The sequence below is a fragment of the Streptomyces sp. LUP30 genome, from assembly GCF_001746365.1.
GTDB lineage: Bacteria > Actinomycetota > Actinomycetes > Streptomycetales > Streptomycetaceae > Streptomyces.
On sequence record NZ_MJAJ01000035.1, the window covers coordinates 24327 to 42002 of the forward strand.

At 70.9% G+C, this 17676-nt stretch carries 12 protein-coding genes; 7 read left to right on the forward strand and 5 right to left on the reverse strand.

Translation table 11 applies throughout. The features are described from left to right. Window positions 1-102 precede the first annotated feature (102 nt). The 4 genes from BG482_RS25720 to BG482_RS25735 all read left to right on the forward strand — a co-directional run bounded on the left by BG482_RS25720 (window position 103) and on the right by BG482_RS25735 (window position 6627). Window positions 103-2055 carry an FUSC family protein gene (locus BG482_RS25720; RefSeq protein ID WP_069771508.1) on the forward strand — a complete coding sequence of 651 codons (1953 nt, stop codon included), beginning with the start codon at window positions 103-105 and terminating at the stop codon, window positions 2053-2055. A 168-nt stretch (window positions 2056-2223) separates the two neighbouring features. Next, window positions 2224-4227: a VWA domain-containing protein gene (locus BG482_RS25725; RefSeq protein ID WP_069771509.1), complete on the forward strand. Its 2004-nt coding sequence runs from the start codon at window positions 2224-2226 to the stop codon at window positions 4225-4227. 109 nt (window positions 4228-4336) lie between these two features. Then, complete coding sequence (metG, locus tag BG482_RS25730) at window positions 4337-5953, forward strand: methionine--tRNA ligase (protein ID WP_069771510.1); 1617 nt, start codon at window positions 4337-4339, stop codon at window positions 5951-5953. A gap of 182 nt (window positions 5954-6135) precedes the next feature. Beyond that, entirely contained in the window at window positions 6136-6627 is a 492-nt protein-coding gene (locus BG482_RS25735) for a hypothetical protein (protein WP_069771511.1), read from the forward strand. 102 nt (window positions 6628-6729) lie between these two features. Here BG482_RS25735 and BG482_RS25740 read toward each other — a convergent pair whose 3' ends face one another. Continuing rightward, window positions 6730-8073 carry a polysaccharide lyase family 1 protein gene (locus BG482_RS25740; RefSeq protein WP_069771512.1) on the reverse strand — a complete coding sequence of 448 codons (1344 nt, stop codon included), beginning with the start codon at window positions 8071-8073 and terminating at the stop codon, window positions 6730-6732. A 166-nt stretch (window positions 8074-8239) separates the two neighbouring features. Here BG482_RS25740 and BG482_RS25745 point away from each other — a divergent pair, with 166 nt between their 5' ends. Continuing rightward, entirely contained in the window at window positions 8240-8917 is a 678-nt protein-coding gene (locus BG482_RS25745) for a hypothetical protein (RefSeq protein ID WP_069771513.1), read from the forward strand. A 727-nt stretch (window positions 8918-9644) separates the two neighbouring features. Here BG482_RS25745 and BG482_RS25750 read toward each other — a convergent pair. Both BG482_RS25750 and aspS read right to left on the reverse strand, forming a co-directional pair. Next, complete coding sequence (locus BG482_RS25750; protein ID WP_069771514.1) at window positions 9645-10613, reverse strand: intradiol ring-cleavage dioxygenase; 969 nt, start codon at window positions 10611-10613, stop codon at window positions 9645-9647. 171 nt (window positions 10614-10784) lie between these two features. Beyond that, window positions 10785-12548, reverse strand: a complete 1764-nt coding sequence (gene aspS / locus BG482_RS25755; protein ID WP_069771515.1) for an aspartate--tRNA ligase — start codon at window positions 12546-12548, stop codon at window positions 10785-10787. Window positions 12549-12713: 165 nt separating this feature from the next. Between aspS and BG482_RS25760 the strand changes: the two genes are divergently transcribed. Then, window positions 12714-14897 (forward strand): SpoIIE family protein phosphatase, encoded by a 2184-nt coding sequence (locus tag BG482_RS25760; protein ID WP_069771516.1) that lies wholly within the window; start codon window positions 12714-12716, stop codon window positions 14895-14897. Between the two features lie 72 nt (window positions 14898-14969). After that, window positions 14970-15905, forward strand: a complete 936-nt coding sequence (locus BG482_RS25765; protein ID WP_069771517.1) for a Bro-N domain-containing protein — start codon at window positions 14970-14972, stop codon at window positions 15903-15905. An 84-nt stretch (window positions 15906-15989) separates the two neighbouring features. Here the strand turns inward: BG482_RS25765 and BG482_RS25770 are convergent, their stop codons facing one another. Both BG482_RS25770 and BG482_RS25775 read right to left on the reverse strand, forming a co-directional pair. Continuing rightward, the gene (locus tag BG482_RS25770) at window positions 15990-16970 is read right to left on the reverse strand and encodes a pirin family protein (RefSeq protein WP_069771518.1); all 981 of its coding nucleotides are present in this window, start codon (window positions 16968-16970) and stop codon (window positions 15990-15992) included. 136 nt (window positions 16971-17106) lie between these two features. Beyond that, window positions 17107-17586, reverse strand: coding sequence for an SseB family protein (locus tag BG482_RS25775; protein ID WP_069771519.1), 480 nt, complete (start codon window positions 17584-17586; stop codon window positions 17107-17109). Window positions 17587-17676 lie beyond the last annotated feature (90 nt).

The following is a 17676-nucleotide window of genomic DNA, read 5'->3' on the forward strand; positions in this document are numbered from 1 at the left end:
CCGAACGCACCGGGCCACGGCAGCCACCGGACCCACCGGACCCTGTCGGACGTCACACCCCGCCAGGGAGGTGGCCCGGCGAGCGGTGCTCATAATGAGCGCATGTCCCGCGCGTTCCCCATCGGCCTCACCCCTCCGGACTGGCTGGTGCGGAACCTCCGGTCCCAGCGGTCCCCCGTCAACCGGCCGGCCGTCGCCCGCGCCGCACTCGCCATGGCGCTGCCGCTGGCGATCGGCCTCGCGTCCGGACACACCGCCTACGGTGCGATCGCCTCCATGGGCGCGCTGTCCGGCGTCATCGGCGACACCGCCGACGCCTACCGCATGCGGATCCTCAACATCGCGATCCCCCAGCTGTTCGGAGCGGTGGGCGTCACCCTCGGATCCGCCGTCTACGGGCACGGATGGCTGGCGGTGGCCGCCGTCACCGGCGTCGCGCTGCTCTCCGGGATGATCTCGACGATCGGGGCCGTGGCGTCCGTGTCCGGGCTGCTGCTCCTGCTCAACTCCGTGGTGGGGGCCGGCCTCGCCCTGCCCGGCCCCTGGTGGCTGGCCCCGCTCCTCATGACCGGCGGCGGACTTCTGGTGCTGCTGCTCGCCCTGCTGGCCTGGCCGTTGCGCTCCGGGGTGCCGGAACGCACGGCGGTCGCCGCCACCTACCGCACGGTCGCCGACCTGCTGGCCGCCTGCGGCAGCCAGGTCCCCGGCGAGTACGAGGGCGCCCGGCACACCGTCACCCAGTCCCTCAACCAGTCCTACGACCTCGTCCTCGCCCGCCGCACCGGTCACCACGGCCGCAGCGCCGAACTGACCCGACTGGTCGCCGAGTTGAACGCCATCACCCCGGTGGTGGAGGCGGCCCCCGCGGCGCATCTGAACGGCCGGCCGCTCCCGGCGGAGGTCCCGGGGGCCGTGCTCCATCTCGCGCGGGCGGTGGAGACCGGCTTCACCGGGCCGATAGGGCTCCGCCTGCCCGAACCCGGCTCGGAGACCGCGCGCGCCGTCGACCACGCCCTGCGGCACGCCGCCGAGGTGGTCGCCGCCCCCGACCTCGACCCGCGAGGGCTCGACGACCGGCTCGGCCGTCCGGCCGGCCTGCGGGTCCGTGCGGCCCGCGCCGCCCGTGACGTCGCCCTCTCCGCCGCGTCCTGGCGCTACGGTCTGCGGCTGGCCCTGTGCATCGGCCTCGCCCAGGCGCTGGTCTCCATCGTCCCGGTGCCGCGCTCCTACTGGGTGGCCCTCACCATCACGTTCGTCATGAAGCCCGACTTCGGCTCGGTGTTCTCGCGGGCGCTGCTGCGCGCGCTGGGGACGGTGGTCGGCCTGGTGGTCGCGGCGGCCGTGCTGTCCCAGGTGCCGCGGGGATGGTGGGACGTGGCGGCGATGCTGCTGCTCGCCCCGCTGATCCCGGCCCTGACACCGCGCGGATACGGCTACCAGACCGCGGCGATCACCCCGGTGATCCTGCTGCTGTCGGACATCCTGAACCACCAGGGCACGGCACTCCTGCTGCCCCGCCTGGTGGACTCCCTGATCGGCTGCGGCATCGCGCTCGTCGCCGGGTATCTGCTGTGGCCGGAGAGCTGGCACACCCGGGTCGGCGACCGACTGGCCGACGCGGTCGCCGACACCGCCCGCTACGTCGACGCCGCCTTCGGCCCCGACGTCGACCCCGCCGAACGCGCCCGGATGCGCCGCCGTCTCTACCGCGACCTGTCCGTCGTCCGCACGGAGTTCCAGCGCGCCCTGACCGAGCCCCCGCCCACCGGACGCCGGGCCGCAGCCTGGTGGCCGCTGGTCGTCGCGGTGGAACGCGTGGTCGACGCGACGACGGCGGCCCGGGTCCGGGTCGGACACGGAGCGCAACCGCCGTCGCAGCCGGAACTCGCCCAGGTCACCCTGCAACTGCGGGAACTGGCCGACGGCCTGCGCGACACGGACGTGCTGTACCCCGTCCGCACCGACCTGACCGGCCCGCCCGACAGCGTCCTGGAATCCCTGCGCCAGGAGGTGGCGGCGGCAAGGGTGATCACCTCACCGCACTCGGGCGACTAGACGCCGACGCCCTGCCGGAGCGGGCATCGGGGCCGTGCCGAGGCGGTGTTGACACACCCCGGTTCCGCACACTCACCCCTGCCCAAGATCACCACACGGGGCCGCTAACCTTACGTGTCCGTCCTGGCCAGGGATTGACGGGATCAACTCATGCGAAGGGTTGCGCAAATGGGCATTCTCACTCTCCTGCGGAATGCGTTCGGCAGGTCCCGCAAGGGGCGTACCGCCGAGGCAGAGGGTGCGGACCAGGTTCCTTCGCAGGAACGAACCGCCACCGAGGGACGGGAGCAGGGGCAGTCGACCCCGGCCGCCCCCACGTCTCCGACCGAGCCGAAGCCGGACCCGACGGTCGCCAAGGTCCCGGAACCCCGCCCGGCAACCCAGGACGAACACGACCTCGTAGCAGCGGCCTTCGACCACGTATCGGTCCCGAAGCCCGCCAGGTCGACAGAATCCACCGCCCCGGCCCCCACGAGCCCGGGAGCGGTCACGGAGGCGGCCGCCGAGACCGGGATCACCACAGAAGCCGAGGCCGAGAGCGCGACCGACGCCGAGGCTGAGGCCGCCGACGCTGGAGCGAAGACGGGCGTCGACACCGACTCCGAGCCGAAGACCGAGGCCGAGGGCGCGGACACGACCGACGCCGCGGGCACGGCCGAGGCCGAGGCAGAGAGCGCGACTGACGCCGGGGACGAAGCCGGGAGCGCGACTGACGCCGAGGTTGCAGCCGAGGCTGAGACCAAGGTCGACGCCGAGGCGAAGACCGGCACGGTGGCCGAGGCCGCGAGCCTGGCCGAGGCCGCGACCGAGGCTGAGACCGCGACCGAGGCTGAGACCGGGGCCGGGGCCGACGCTGACACCCGCGCCGAGACGACGACCGAAGCGGACGTCGAGGGCGACGTCGAGGGCGACGTCGAGGGCGACGTCGAAACCGACGCCACGGCCGAAAGCGCGGCTGACGCCGTCGTCGAGGCGACGGCGGACCCCTCGGCAGCAGCTGAGGCTGCGGAAGCAGAGGAAGCCGACGTCGCGGCCGAGGCTGCCGCAGAAACGCCGGCGGCCGCGAGCCAGGACGAGCACGAGGCAGATGCCTCCGCCGAGGCCGAGGCCGAGCCCGAGGCCGAGCCCGAGGCCGGGACGACGGCCGAGGAGCCCTCCTCGGAACCCGCGCCGCAGACCGCCCCGGAGCCGACCGCCGAGGCCGAGGTCGAGGCCGAAGCCGAGGTGGCACCGGAGGCGGTCGAAGCGGAGCCGGAGTCGGCACCCGAGCCGGTGATCGCTGCGGAGCAGCCTGAGTCCGCCCCCGAGGCGGAGGCGGATTCCGAGCCCGAGCCCGAGGCAGGAGCCCCCGCCGAACCGCAGCCCGAGGCCGCGTCCGCGGCTGACGCGGGAGAGCCCGCGTCCGTCGAGGAGCCGGACGAGCCCGCGGCCACCGACGGCGAGGACGCCGCGCAGGAGACGCCCGCGGCCGCCGACGAGAGCCGCACCGGTGGTGCGGGCGGGGACGAGGCACAGGCTCCCGCCCGGCTGCCGGCCGAGGCCCTCGCCGGCCTCGCCACCGCCTACCAGGCAGCCGCCACCGCCCTCGAGAACAGCGGCCTCACCGGGGCCCGTGCCGACGTCTACCTCGTGCTGGACCGCTCCGCGAGCATGCGCCCGTACTACAAGGACGGCTCCGCCCAGGCCCTCGCCGAGCAGACCCTCGCCCTGGCGGCGCACCTCGACCCCGAGGCCAGGGTCCACGTCGTCTTCTTCTCCACGGAGCTCGACGGGACCGGGGAGCTGACCCTCACCGACCACGAGAACAAGATCGACGAGCTGCACGCCGGCCTCGGCCGCATGGGCCGTACCAGCTACCACGCCGCGGTCGAGGCCGTCGTCGGGCGCCACGAGAAGAACGGCACCCCGGGCGTCCCCGCCCTGGTGGTCTTCCAGACGGACGGCGCACCGGACGCGAAGACCCCGGCCACCCAGGCCCTGACCGACGCGGCGAAGAACCACCCCGACGTCTTCTTCTCCTTCGTCGCGTTCGGCGAGCACGACAACAAGGCCTTCGACTACCTCCGCAAGCTCAAGACCCCCAACACGTCCTTCTTCCACGCGGGCCCCGCCCCACGCGAGCTCACGGACGCCGAGCTCTACGAGGGCGTACTGGCCGTCTGGCGGCCGTAACACCCCACGGAGCCCCGTCGGGGGGTGGACGGGACGGAGCACATACCGTCCCGTCCACCCCCCGAAACGCGTGTGAGCCGACCTGCACGCGCCCAGTAGGATTTCGGGCATGGCGGCCACTGGAACCGAGAAGCAGGGTGGCAAGGCGTTCTACGTCTCCACCCCCATTTACTACGTCAACGACGCTCCTCACCTGGGCCACGCCTACACGACCGTCGCAGGCGACGTGCTCACCCGCTGGCACCGTCAGCGCGGCGAGAAGGTGTGGTACCTCACCGGCACGGACGAGCACGGTCAGAAGATCATGCGCACCGCGGAGGCGAACGGCGTCAGCCCGCAGCAGTGGGCCGACAAGCTCGTCGACGAGGCCTGGCGCCCCCTCTGGGAGCACCTGGAGATCGCGAACGACGACTTCATCCGCACCACGCAACAGCGGCACACCGACCGCGTCCAGGAGTTCGTGCAGGACCTGTACGACAAGGGCGAGATCTACAAGGGCGGCTACGAGGGCCCGTACTGCGTCGGCTGCGAGGAGTACAAGCTGCCGGGCGAGCTGCTCGACGGCGAGGGTGAATTCGCAGGTCAGAAGCTGTGCCCCATCCACAAGAAGCCCGTGGAGATCCTCAGCGAGGAGAACTACTTCTTCAAGCTGAGCGATTACGGCGACAAGCTGCTCGCTCTCTACGAGGCGAACCCCGGCTTCATCCAGCCCGAGTCCGCGCGCAACGAGGTCGTGAACTTCGTCCGGCAGGGCCTTCAGGACCTCTCCATCTCGCGCTCCACGTTCGACTGGGGCATCCCGATCCCGTGGGACCAGAAGCACGTGATCTACGTGTGGGTCGACGCTCTGCTGAACTACGCCACCGCGGTCGGCTACAACGAGAACCAGGAGAAGTTCGAGGCCACTTTCCCGGCCGACGTCCACCTGGTCGGCAAGGACATTCTGCGCTTCCACGCGGTGATCTGGCCCGCCATGCTGATGGCTCAGGGCCTCCCGCTGCCCGGGAAGATCGCCGCGAACGGCTGGCTGATGGTCGGCGGCGAGAAGATGTCGAAGTCGAACCTGACGGGCATCAAGCCGCAGGATCTGACCTCGCACTTCGGCGTGGACGCCTACCGCTGGTACTTCCTGCGCGCCATCGCCTTCGGCCAGGACGGCTCCTTCTCGTGGGAGGACTTCTCCGCCCGTTACACGAGCGAGCTGGCGAACGACTACGGCAACCTCGCCTCCCGCGTGGCCGCCATGGTCGGCAAGTACTTCGACGGCGTCCTCCCGGAGGCCACCGCCGACGGCGAGGCCGAGAAGGCGCTGCACGACGGCTTGGCGCAGGCGGTCGCGACGGCCGACCGGAAGATCGGCGAGGAGCTGGACTTCCAGGGCGGCATCCTGGCGGTCTTCGAGTTCGTCAAGCAGGTCAACGGCTACATCACGGAGCAGGAACCGTGGAAGGTCGCCAAGGACGCCAGTGACGAGGGAAGGGCCCGTCTCGCCACCATCCTCTACACCGCCGCGGAGTCGCTCCGGGCCGTCGCCGTTCTCCTGAACCCGGTCATGCCGGACACCTCCCAGAAGCTGTGGGACTCCCTGGGCGCCGAGGCGACCCTCGGTGCCCTCGCGGATCAGCGGGTCCAGGAGGCCGGCCAGTGGGGCATCCTGCCGGTCGGCACCACGATCACCAAGGGCGCGGTGCTCTTCCCGCGCCTGGAGGAAAAGCCGAACGCATAGCGTTCTCGTCGGCGCGACGGGGGCCCGGGAGACTCCTCTTCCTCCCGGGCCCCGCTCGGTCGGTCCGTACGGGTCGGCGTCAGCGGTGCTGTCGGCCGCGCGCAAAGGAGAAGATGTAGAGGAAAAGGCGGAGGGGTTCCCCCTGCTTCGGCATGTTCTCGCCAAGCCGTATGGTTTCCGCCATGGCAGTCCCCGAGGTCATTCCGATCGCCTATGAGCCGCGACACCGCACCGAGTCCATCGGTCGGTACGCGGACGGGCAGTTCCTCGCGTCGGTCACGTACGCCTTCCCCGAGGGCTTCCGTCTCGACGACGGCTGGGAAGAGCACAAACGCCTCTACACCGTGCTGCACACCTTCGACGCGGACGGCGTCTACCGCGACTCGGACATCTGGTGCGCCGGAACCTGGGCCGAGCAGCAGCGCGCCCCGCACGGCGACGACTCGGTCCTCACCCGCGCCCGCGTCCGCCTCGCCACCCTCCTGCGCAGTCTGCCCCGCCGCTCCTACACGGACATCGCCATCCGCCCCTTCCGACTCACCTACGAGAACGTCCTGTTCGGACTGGTGATCCGCGAGGACAAGGACGAGGACGGCCGGCCCGACACCTGGGCGGAGCTCTACCCGGACCGCCTCGCCTTCGCCGACCCGTGGGACGGCACGTACGACACCTGAGGCTCCGAGGGTCCGTCACCCACCGGAGCCTTCTCCCCGGGCCCCCCGGGTTCCCGGACTCCGCGGGCTCCCCGACGCGCCGCGGCACCCGCGAACCCCGCGCTACTCGAGGACGCCCGCGCCCGTCGTCGTCGCCAGGGTCGTCGGCAGGTTCTTCGCCGAGGTCTCCAGGCCTGACGTGAGGGTCGGGGTCCAGTTCACGGTCGTCTTCAGCTTCTTCGACGCGGCCGCGTTGTAGGCGGCGACCACGTCGGTCACCGTGCCGTTGACGAGGTTGCCGGAGCCCTTGACCGAGCCGGTGCCGTCGCCGCTGAGGAGCCTCGCGACCTTGCCGCCGGCCGGAACCTTCCAGTAGTTGTCCTCGGCGACGACCTGGGCCTTGGCGCGCGAGTTGATGCTGTACTGCGTCGCGTATCCGTCGAGAGTCGTGACGTCGTAGTAGTTGTTGTAGATGTGCACCTGACCGACACGGGTCAACGGGGCGCGCTGGACGATGCCCTTCCACACGTTGTGGTGGAGGGAGACACGCAGCCTGCCCGCGGGCTCGCTGTCGCTGCTGCCGATCAGCATCGTCTTGTCGTGGTCGGTGAACCGGTTGCGCGAGACGGTCACCAGGTCCGAGCTCTTGGTGATGTCCAGGGCGCCGTCGTGGATCTGGTACTCGCGGCCGTAGTACTTCGGGTTGGCGCTGTCGAGGTGGGGCGCGTCGGTGAACGAGTCGTGGTCGGCCCACACGTGGGTCGCGCCGCGCAGGGTGACGGAGTCGTAGGCGGAGTTCCAGTTGCCGTCCTCGCCGTCGGTCGGGTCCCACTGCGGGAAGCAGTCCTCGGTGGCGGCGAAGCTCAGGTTGCGGACGATGACGTTGTCCACGTTCTGGATCTGCAGCATGCCGCCGGATATCCCGGCGGCCGTGCCGGGGACGCCGACGACGCTGGTGTTGGCCGGCACCCTGAAGACGATGTTCTTCGCCTGCTTCGTCTGGGCGGCGGCGCGGGCCTTCTCCTGGGCGCCCGAGGGCAGCTTCGACCGGCCGTAGACGGCGGGGTCGTACGCCTTCAGATAGGACGACAGCGAGTAGCCGGTGCCCGCCGCGTAGTCCGCGCAGGTCACCTTCTTGCCGGCATCGTTCGTGTTGGCGTCGATCGTGCCCTTGACCTTGATGATCCGGGGTGCGGTGTCGGTGGCCGCCCCGAGGGCCTTCACGAGTTCGGCGCGCGTGGACACGGTGAAGGTGTGCGCCGCGTCGGCCTTTGCGCCACCGGTCGTGCCCGCGCCGGAGGAGGCCCAGCCGTCCTTCGCGGCGAGCGTCTGGTGGTACAGGTCGACGGTCCCGGCGTTGGCGTTCAGCACGACGACGCCGGCGCCGACGCCGGCGGCCACGGCTGCGGCCGTGATCACGAGGACATGGCGGGAGCGGAGGGACCGGCGATGGGAGGGAGCTGCCACGGGGGATCCTTACGGGAGGAGCGTGCTTACGTCCCGTCAGTGGTTGCCGCCGTGTGAAGAGTTGCCGCCCGAGGAGAACTTTTCTCCGGCCGCGTCGGGTGCGCGATCGAACGCCTTCACGCGTGTACCGGCCCCGCGTACCAGCCGGAGCTGCTACGACTACTCGGTGGACCTTCTTCGACCCCACCTTCTCCTCCTCGCCGAGATCTTCGGCATGCCCGGCCCCACGACCTCCTGGGTCCTGGCCGGCGGCTACGCGCTGCAGGCGCACGGACTGCTGCGACGCCCCCACGACAACGTGGACCTGGCGACGGAGAGCGCGGAGCCGATGCCGCTGCTGGCGGAGACCCTGGCCTCCGCGCTGACCGCTCTGGGCCGTCACGAGGCGACGCCGCAGGACCTGGACCCGCTGTCCGCGCACCTGTCCGTGCGGGACCGCGAGACCGGCGTCGCTCTGCGACTGGCGCTGCACAAGGAGACCTTCTGGAGCCCGCCCGTCCCCACCCCCAGCGGCCTGGCCCTCTCGCCTCAGGACGCGGTGGGCACGAAGATCCGGGCGCTGTACGACCGCGGGCTGGCGGTCGACCTGATCGACGCACGGGCGGCGAACACCCTCTTCACCCACCCCGACCTGGAGGAGGCGGGCCGCCGGCACGCCCGCGACGACTTCGACCTGCCCACGCTGCAGGCGCGGCTGGAAGGCACGGACCACTACCCGGATTCGGCGTTCACGCAGTACGGCCTCGCCGAACCCGACATCGCCGCCCTGCGGGCGTGGGCCCAGTCGTGGTCGACGGACATCGCGGAGAGGCTGCTGGAGGAAGGGGCGTCACCGGACGGATGAGCGAAGGGGAAACCCGCTCGTGCCGGAGCCGGAGCCGGAGCCGGAGCCGTGGCCGGAGCCCGCGTAGAAGCCTGGACCGGGGCCGGGACCGAGGCCGGGACCGAGGCCGGAACCGGGGCCGGAACCGGGGCCGGGACCGAGGTCGGGGCCGGAACCGGGGCCGGGACCGAGGTCGGGGCCGCGTTCCGGTCCAGGGCTGTGCGTGCCGCCCTCAGGTGTTCCAGCCCCTCCCTGGCCAGCCGGGTCGCCTCCCCGTACTCCGCCGCCGTACGGGCCGCGGCCAGCCGGGCCCTTGCCGCACGATGGCACTCCGCGGCGTTCGTCAGGGACCGGCCCGCCGTCTCGTCCGCCCCCGCCCACGCCCGAACGTCCGGCGGGACCAGGCCACCGGCCAGCCGCACCAGCCAGTGGTTGGCCTCGGCCTCGGCGTCCAGGCCGGACGCGGGCCGCCCGCGCCGGGGACGGCGCTGCACCGCCGCCGCCACCGCCGCTGCGCCGGCGATCAGCAGCACCGCAAGTGTGATCATCCATCCCGTAGACCCCATCGCCGGCTTCCTCCCTGGCCCCGCCGGCCGGTGTCGGCCGTCGTCCGTCCCGCTCCTCCATGAGACGGCAGAGCGCTGTGGGCGTCCCCCGGGATTGCTGTGGGGCTGCGGTGAGGTCGTCCTCGGGCCCGGCCGTCGCCTGCCCAGGTGGACGGCGATGCCCGGGACCGGGACCCGCTGGATCAGCCGGCCGACCCCGACCCTGTCGCCGACGCCGACGCCGAGGCGCTGGGCTGCGACGGACGGCCCTGGCCGTCCTCCGTGGCCTCCGGATCGACCCCGACCGTGAGCGTCGCGTGGACCCCCCTGCCGATGCGGCGTCGGTCGTAGCGCAGTCGCAGCAGGCCGCCCCGGGCGCCGCTCCGGTCGTAGATCGTGTCCTCGGCGAGGGTCGTGCGCTCGGCGTCGTTGCTCGCGTACGGCTCCACCGCCGCGGAGGCCAGGACGGACTCCTCGTCGAAGAAGAGCTGACCGGTGTGACAGGTGCGGCCGCCCTCGTACCCGGCGTCGGTCCACTCGCCGCCCACATGGACCTTGACGTGGATGTGGACGCACCGGCCGCGGTACCAGCCGGGGAACACCGTCCGGAAGGAGACCTGGCCGTGCCGGTCGGTCCGCCAGGTGCCGCGCAGGTAGCGGGTGTCGTCGGTGGGCCGGCGGTGGCCGCCTCCCGCAGGCGCGCCGGTGGGCGCGCCCGTCGGGGGTTCGCCCGTCGGGGGTTCGCCCGTCGGGGGTTCTCCGGTGGGTGCGGGACCGCCGCCGCCCCCGTTGCCCTGGTTCTCATAGCCGGAGTAGACGCCCGTCGCGTCGCAGTGCCAGATGTCGACGGCCGCGTTGCCGAGCGGTCTGCAGGTGTCGGAGTCGATCACGTTCAGAGCGAGGAGGAGCGGGATGCCCTCCCGGTCCTCGGTGATGTCCCGGCGGAGCTTGTCCGCGTCGATGTAGTAGGGGCCCTCGACGGTCTCCGAGGTGAGGCGGTAGCAGACCTCCGCGTCGGCGCCGGCCGCGGTCACGCCGCCGCGTTCGGAGGAGGCGCTCGCCGCGAAGGCGGTGCCGCCCAGACCCGCCGCCGCGATGCCGCCCGCGCCGACGGCCACGACCTTGCGACGCGTCCATCCCTGTTCGCTGTGGGGTTTCTGAGTTTCCGTCATAAGGCGGGGACGCTAGGGATCCCACCTGTCAGGAGCATGGGCAAGGGCTGTCAGTTGCCGGGAAGAACGAAAGTGGCCCGGAACCGACGTCGGTTCCGGGCCACCCGGCGTTTCTGCGCTTCTGCTCGTCCCGCCTGCCGCTCGCCCCGCTACTCGGGCTGCGGCGTCCCGCTACTTGGGCTGCGGCTTGCGCACCGACAGGTGCAGCTCCCTGAGCCGGGCCTCCTCCAGCTCCGTCGGCGCGCCCATCATCAGGTCCTGGGCGTTGCCGTTGAGCGGGAAGGAGATGGTCTCGCGGATGTTCGGCTCGTCGGCCAGCAGCATGACGATGCGGTCGACGCCGGGGGCGATGCCGCCGTGCGGCGGGGCGCCGAAGCGGAACGCGCGCAGCATGCCGGCGAACTTGTCCTCGACGGTGTCGCGGTCGTAACCGGCGATCTCGAACGCCTTGAGCATGATCTCGGGCTCGTGGTTCCGGATCGCGCCGGAGGACAGCTCGACGCCGTTGCAGACGATGTCGTACTGCCAGCCGAGGATGTCCAGCGGGTCCTGGGTCTCCAGGGCCTCCAGGCCGCCCTGCGGCATCGAGAACGGGTTGTGCGAGAAGTCGATCTTGCCGGTCTCCTCGTCCTTCTCGTACATCGGGAAGTCGACGATCCAGCAGAACCGGAAGACGCCCTCCTCGAAGTGCCCGGCACGCTTGGCGGTCTCGACCCGCACCGCGCCCATGATCTTCGAGACCTCGTCGAACTCGCCCGCACCGAAGAACACCGCGTGACCGGGGGTCAGCGACAGGCGCTTGGTCAGCTCGGCGACGTTCGCCTCGGTCAGGAACTTCGCGATCGGGCCGGTCAGCGAGCCGTCCTCGGCCACACGGACCCAGGCCAGACCCTTCGCACCCTGCGAGACGGCGAAGTCGCCGAGCTGGTCGAAGAACTTCCGGGACTGGCCGGAGACGTCCGGCACCGGCAGCGCACGCACGTGCTTGCCCGCGAACGCCTTGAACTCCGAACCCTCGAAGACGTCGGTGATGTCGACGAGCTCCAGCTTGGCCCGCAGGTCCGGCTTGTCGGAGCCGTACTTCAGCATCGACTCACGGAACGGGATCCGCGGGAAGGGCGAGGTCACGTGGCGGCCGCCGCCGAACTCCTCGAACAGCTCGGTCATGAGCTTCTCGATGGGCTGGAAGACGTCCTCCTGCTCGACGAAGCTCATCTCGACGTCGAGCTGGTAGAACTCACCCGGCGAACGGTCCGCGCGGGCGTCCTCGTCGCGGAAACACGGGGCGATCTGGAAGTAGCGGTCGAAGCCCGAGATCATCAGCAGCTGCTTGAACTGCTGCGGGGCCTGCGGCAGCGCGTAGAACCGGCCCGCGTGCAGCCGGGACGGCACGACGAAGTCGCGGGCGCCCTCGGGAGAGGTCGCCGACAGGATCGGCGTCGCCATCTCGTTGAAGCCCAACGCCGTCATCTTGTGGCGCATCGCCGAGATGACCGACGTACGCAGCATGATGTTGCGGTGCATGCGCTCACGGCGCAGGTCCAGGAAGCGGTACTCGAGCCGCCGCTCCTCGTTGACCCCGTCCTCGGCGTTGATCGTGAAGGGCAGCGGCGCGGCCGCGCCCAGCAGCTCGACCTCTCCGACCTCGACCTCGACCTCGCCGGTCGGCAGTTCCGCGTTGACGTTCTCCGCGCCGCGCGAGACGACCTTGCCGTCGATGCGGACCGTCGATTCCTTGGTCAGCTTGTCGAGGGCCTCGTACGCGGGGGTGCCCGGACGGGCGACGAGCTGCGTGATGCCGTAGTGGTCGCGCAGATCGATGAAGAGGATGCCACCCAGGTCGCGCCGATTGTGCAGCCAGCCGCTCAGCCGGACGTCGCTCCCGACGTCAGAGGCGCGGAGCTCGCCGCAGGTGTGGGACCTGTACCGATGCATCGTCGTTCATCCAGTCTTCGCGGATCGGGGTCTGTGTTTCATGGTGTTTCACGTGAAACAACCCCAGCGTACCGGGCACGTGGTGATCGACTCCCACCATTCCCGAGGGGCAGCGGCGACGGTGAGCAGTGGCACTCTTCGTTCCCGTCTTCTTAAAGTGGGGCAATGCGTACTGGCGAGCCGCTGCCCGCCGTGGGGGAGGTCCTTGTCTCCCTCGCGACCGGCGTGTGGCACTGGGACACCGCCACCGGGCTGGTCACGGTCGACGCCGAGGCAGCCCGGCTGCTCGGGCTGCCCGCCGAGGAGACCGTCCTCACGGAGGCCCAGACCCGGGCCCGTCTGCACCCCGTCGACTGGAACGAGATCACCGGCGTGGTGCAGCTCGCCGTCGCCGAGGGCACCCTCGCCGAGGTGCGGATCCGGATCATGGACGACCGGGGGCGGGTCGTGCGGGTCGTCCGCAGTCGCTCGAAGCCGTCCTTCGACCCGGTGAAGAAGGCGTACGAGCTGATCGGCACCCTCCAGGAGGTCACCGAGCCGACGCCGGGCACCGCCGCCGGCCGGACCGCCGTCACCGGCGACTGGCGGCGCTCGCGTGAGGCGTTCCTGCTGGACGCGGGCCGCGCGCTGGCCGAGGCACGCTCGACGGAGGAGGTGCTGCGGGTCGCGGCCGCCCTGTCGATGCCGGGCTTCTCCCCGGACGGACTGGCCGTCTTCGGCGTCACGGGCGACCGGCTGACGATCATCGGCCACCACGGACAGCAGCCCGGCGACGAGGTTCCCTTCACCCAGATGTCCCTCCAGACGGACTATCCGGCCGCCGAGGTCGTGCGCACCGGGCGGGCCGTCTATCTGTCCTCGCCCGAGCAGTACAAGGAGCGCTACCCCCTCACCTGGCCGATGGCCGCGCAGTTCGGCCGCCACTCGTGGGCGTTCCTCCCGCTGACCGTGGCCGGCCGCACGATGGGCGCGTGGATGGCGGCCTTCGCCTATCCGGTGGCGTTCACCCCCGACGAGCGGTCCGTGCTCACGACCGTCGCCAGGATGCTCGCCCAGGCGCTCACCCGCGCGAGCGCGGCGGAGACCCAGCGCGAGCTGACCGACGGCCTGCAGCGCTCCATGCTGCCGAGTCTGGGCCCCGAGATACCGGGCCTGACGCTCGCCGCCCGTTACATACCGACCGGCGGCGGCCTCCAGGTCGGCGGCGACTGGTACGACATGATCCCGCTGCCCGGGGGCGCCTCCCGGGCGAAACGTGGTGGAGGCCGGTTCGCCCTGGTCATCGGGGACGTCCAGGGTCACGATGTGCGCGCGGCGGGCCTCATGGGCCAACTGCGCATCGCGCTGCGGGCATACGCCGCCGAAGGGCACCGCCCCGACGCCGTCCTCTCCCGCGCCTCCGGCTTCCTGCACGGTCTCGCCGACGCGGACGGAGGCGCCGACCTGCGGTTCGCCACCTGTCTCTACGTGGAGGTCGACCCGGCGACCGGCGTTCTGGAAGCCGCCCGGGCCGGTCATCTGGACCCGGCGATCCGAATGGCCGACGGAACGGTGCTGGTCAGGGCGACCGCCGGCGGCCTGCCCCTGGGCATCGACCCGGACGCCGACTACCCCACGACCCGGCTCGTCCTGGAACCCGGCGAAACGCTGATGCTGTGCACCGACGGGCTCCTGGAGACCGGTGGCCACGACCTCGACACCGGCTGGCAGCGCGTCCGCAAGACCCTGGAGGCCCACGAGGGCGACCTCGAGGAACTGGCCGACGCCCTGGTCCAGGCGGTGCACGGCCCCTCCTCACACCACACCACCGGCCCCCTCGCGGACCGTCGCGAGGACGACATAGCCGTACTGCTCCTGTGCCGGCAGGGCGAGGGCGGCTGTGGTCCGGGAGCCGTCCCCCTGCCGGCGCGGCGGCTCGTGCGCCGTTCGATGCTGACGGTCGCGCAGGCCGAGCCGGAGCGGATCGCCGTCGCCCGCCAGCAGGTGCGCGAGCTGCTGCACGACTGGGCCTGCGAGGACCAGGTCGACTCCGCGGTCCTGCTCGTCTCCGAGACCCTCACGAACGTCCTCGTCCACACCGACGCCGACGCGCTGCTCGTCGCCGAGGTCACCGGCGCGCCCGGCGAGCGCCGGCTGCGTATCGAGGTCACCGACAACAGCGACGCCCTCCCGCACAAACGCCGCCCCGGCGAACTGGCCTCCTCGGGCCGCGGCCTCGTCCTCATCGAACTCCTCGCGCACACCTGGGGGGTGGCGCCCCGAGGCGAGGGCAAGAGCATCTGGTTCGAACTCTACGAACCCCAAAACCCCGGCAAACCTGCAGAATCGATGCCTCAACGTCCCCTATAAGGGTGAACCTCCGCAAGGGGCACACCCACCGATCGGGCATATGCCTAGCGTCCGAGGCGGAGGTGACGCTCGATGTACGAGCAGAACAACACACCGCCGCCTCAGTCGGCGGCACGGCAGGACGCGATCAACATCAACGACTTCGTCTTCGCGGCGACGGGGGCGCGGCTGAGGAGGCTAACGACACCGGACGGGGAGCACTGGTTCGTGGCGGCAGACGTCGCCACGGAACTGGGTTACGTGAACACGCGTCAAGCGCTCATCGCGCACGTTGCAGCAGACTCCAAGAAGACCTTGAACGACCTTGCGCAAAGCGTCTTCGGAGCAGACGCTTCACGCAACATCGCAGGTCACGGGCTCAAGAAGTCGATGAACATGGTCAACCTGAAGGGGCTCATCAGGCTCGTCAACGGATGCTCCAAGCCAGAGTGCGAGCCGTTCAAGGCCTGGGTCTCCGAGGTCATCAGGACTGTCCTTCACGACGGCTCCTACTCCCTGGAGCCGGCCCCCGTACTGGCCGCGGACTCCAACGGCACGGCCTACGTCATGCCTCAGCAGGTCGCCGACGCCATCGTGCGACTGGAAGAGCGGAACATTCGGGCGGACGAGATGCTGGCTGCGTTCCAGGAGGAGCGGACCGACCTACTGCGACAGATCACGCGCAGCCAGGACGTCATGGCCGATGCTCTGCGGGAGATCGCCGCTGCCCTCAAGCACCCCGTCGACCGCTCCCGGCGCTCGCCTGCCCCGGAACTGACGCCCCAGCAACTCCTCGCCCGATGGAAGGCGGAGAATCTCGTCGTCACAGAGGACACTCACGCGGTGGCCGCCTATCTGGCCCCGGCACTGCTGCACGGTGGGGCCAGGTATCGCGTGGAGGAGATCGCCGCCCACACGGGGCTGTCGCACGAGCGCGTGCATGACTGTTTGGAGCTGCTGTTCGAGCAAGGATGTGTGCGGCACGCGGGTCATGCAGAGGACGGGAGCCCGATCTGCGTTCTGCGGTGACGCGGTAACGGAACCGGATTGAGGCAGGGCCCGAAGTCGCAAAACCAGGTTGCGGCTTCGGGCCCTGTCGCAAGGTACCGGAACTCAGGCGGTCTGCGGGCCGCCCTCGGTCATTCCGTGGACCGCCGGGATGGTGCCCAGCCGCCCCTTCTGGAAGTCGTCGAAGGCCTGCTGGAGCTCGTCGCGGGTGTTCATGACGAACGGGCCGTAGTGGGCCATCGGCTCGCGGATCGGCTGCCCGCCGAGGAGGACGACCTCCAGGTCGGGCGTGTGGGAGTCCTGCTTCTCGTCCGCGCGGACCGTCAGCGAGGAACCCGCGCCGAAGACCGCCGTCTGGCCCAGCTGGATCGGGCGGCGCTCGGCGCCGACCGAACCGCGGCCCGCCAGGACGTAGGCGAGGCCGTTGAAGTCCTCGCGCCACGGAAGAGTGAGCTCCGCACCCGGCGCCAGGGTCGCGTGGACCATGGTGATGGGGGTGTGGGTGATCCCCGGGCCGGCGTGGCCGTCCAGCTCGCCCGCGATGACGCGCAGGAGCGCGCCGCCGTCCGGAGTGGTCAGGAGCTGTACGTGTCCACCGCGGATGTCCTGGTAGCGGGGGGCCATCATCTTGTCCTTGGCCGGGAGGTTCACCCACAGCTGGAGGCCGTGGAAGAGACCGCCGGACATGACCAGCGACTCCGGCGGCGCCTCGATGTGGAGGAGACCGGAACCGGCCGTCATCCACTGGGTGTCGCCGTTGGTGATGGTGCCGCCGCCGCCCTGGCTGTCCTGGTGGTCGAAGATCCCGTCGATGATGTAGGTGACGGTCTCGAAGCCGCGGTGCGGGTGCCAGGGAGTGCCCTTGGGCTCTCCCGGCGCGTAGTCCACCTCGCCCATCTGGTCCATCATGATGAACGGGTCGAGGTGGCGGTAGTTGATCCCGGCGAACGCACGGCGCACCGGGAAGCCCTCACCCTCGAAACCGCTCGGCGCGGTCGTGACGGTGAGCACGGGACGTGCGACCGCGTCGGCCGGTGCCGCGACGCGCGGCAGGGTCAGCGGGTTCTCGACGGTCACTGCGGGCATGTCCGTACCTCCTTGGGCGACGTACGTCCCAGTTTAGTTGAGCGTTGAACTTTCTGCCACCCGTAACAGCGAAAGCCCGGAGGGCATTCCCTCCGGGCGCTCCCGCCGGCGGGGCGGGAAAAGGACATCGGAACGCTCAGCCGTACATCCGGCGCATCGCGAAGTCGACCATCTGCTCGACCGCCTTCGCGTCGAAGACGATCCGGTGCTCGCCCTCCATGTCCAGGACGAAGCCGTAGCCGGTGGGCAGCAGGTCGATCACCTCGGCCCCGGTGATCACGAAGTACTTGGACTCCTTGCCGGCGTACCGGCGCAGTTCCTTGAGGCTGGTGAACATCGGGATCACCGGCTGCTGGGTGTTGTGCAGGGCGAGGAACCCGGGGTTGTCGCCGCGCGGGCAGTAGACCTTGGAGGTCGCGAAGACCTGCTGGAAGTCCTCGGCGGCCAACTGGCCGGTGGTGAAGGCCCGCACCGCGTCCGCGAGGGACGGCGGGGACGGCTCCGGATAGAGCGGCGGCTGTTGGCCGTAACCGCCGTGGCCGCCGGGCATCTGCTGCTGCGGCGGGGCGTACTGCTGCTGTGCGGCCCCGTCCATGGGCTGGCCGTATCCGTACATGGGCGCAAGCGTACCGAGACGGACCGGTCGGCGAGCGGCAGGGGAAGATCCCGCCGACCCCGGAAACCGTTCGGCGGTCGCCGCCGTCCC

Bases quoted from the DNA above. Each gene is read 5' to 3' on its own strand.
- BG482_RS25775 (WP_069771519.1), bottom strand. From the start codon at position 17,586: ATGTACGGATACGGCCAGCCCATGGACGGGGCCGCACAGCAGCAGTAC.
- aspS (WP_069771515.1), bottom strand. From the start codon at position 12,548: ATGCATCGGTACAGGTCCCACACCTGCGGCGAGCTCCGCGCCTCTGAC.
- BG482_RS25735 (WP_069771511.1), top strand. From the start codon at position 6,136: ATGGCAGTCCCCGAGGTCATTCCGATCGCCTATGAGCCGCGACACCGC.
- metG (WP_069771510.1), top strand. From the start codon at position 4,337: ATGGCGGCCACTGGAACCGAGAAGCAGGGTGGCAAGGCGTTCTACGTC.
- BG482_RS25750 (WP_069771514.1), bottom strand. From the start codon at position 10,613: ATGACGGAAACTCAGAAACCCCACAGCGAACAGGGATGGACGCGTCGC.
- BG482_RS25760 (WP_069771516.1), top strand. From the start codon at position 12,714: ATGCGTACTGGCGAGCCGCTGCCCGCCGTGGGGGAGGTCCTTGTCTCC.
- BG482_RS25725 (WP_069771509.1), top strand. From the start codon at position 2,224: ATGGGCATTCTCACTCTCCTGCGGAATGCGTTCGGCAGGTCCCGCAAG.
- BG482_RS25765 (WP_069771517.1), top strand. From the start codon at position 14,970: ATGTACGAGCAGAACAACACACCGCCGCCTCAGTCGGCGGCACGGCAG.
- BG482_RS25770 (WP_069771518.1), bottom strand. From the start codon at position 16,970: ATGCCCGCAGTGACCGTCGAGAACCCGCTGACCCTGCCGCGCGTCGCG.
- BG482_RS25720 (WP_069771508.1), top strand. From the start codon at position 103: ATGTCCCGCGCGTTCCCCATCGGCCTCACCCCTCCGGACTGGCTGGTG.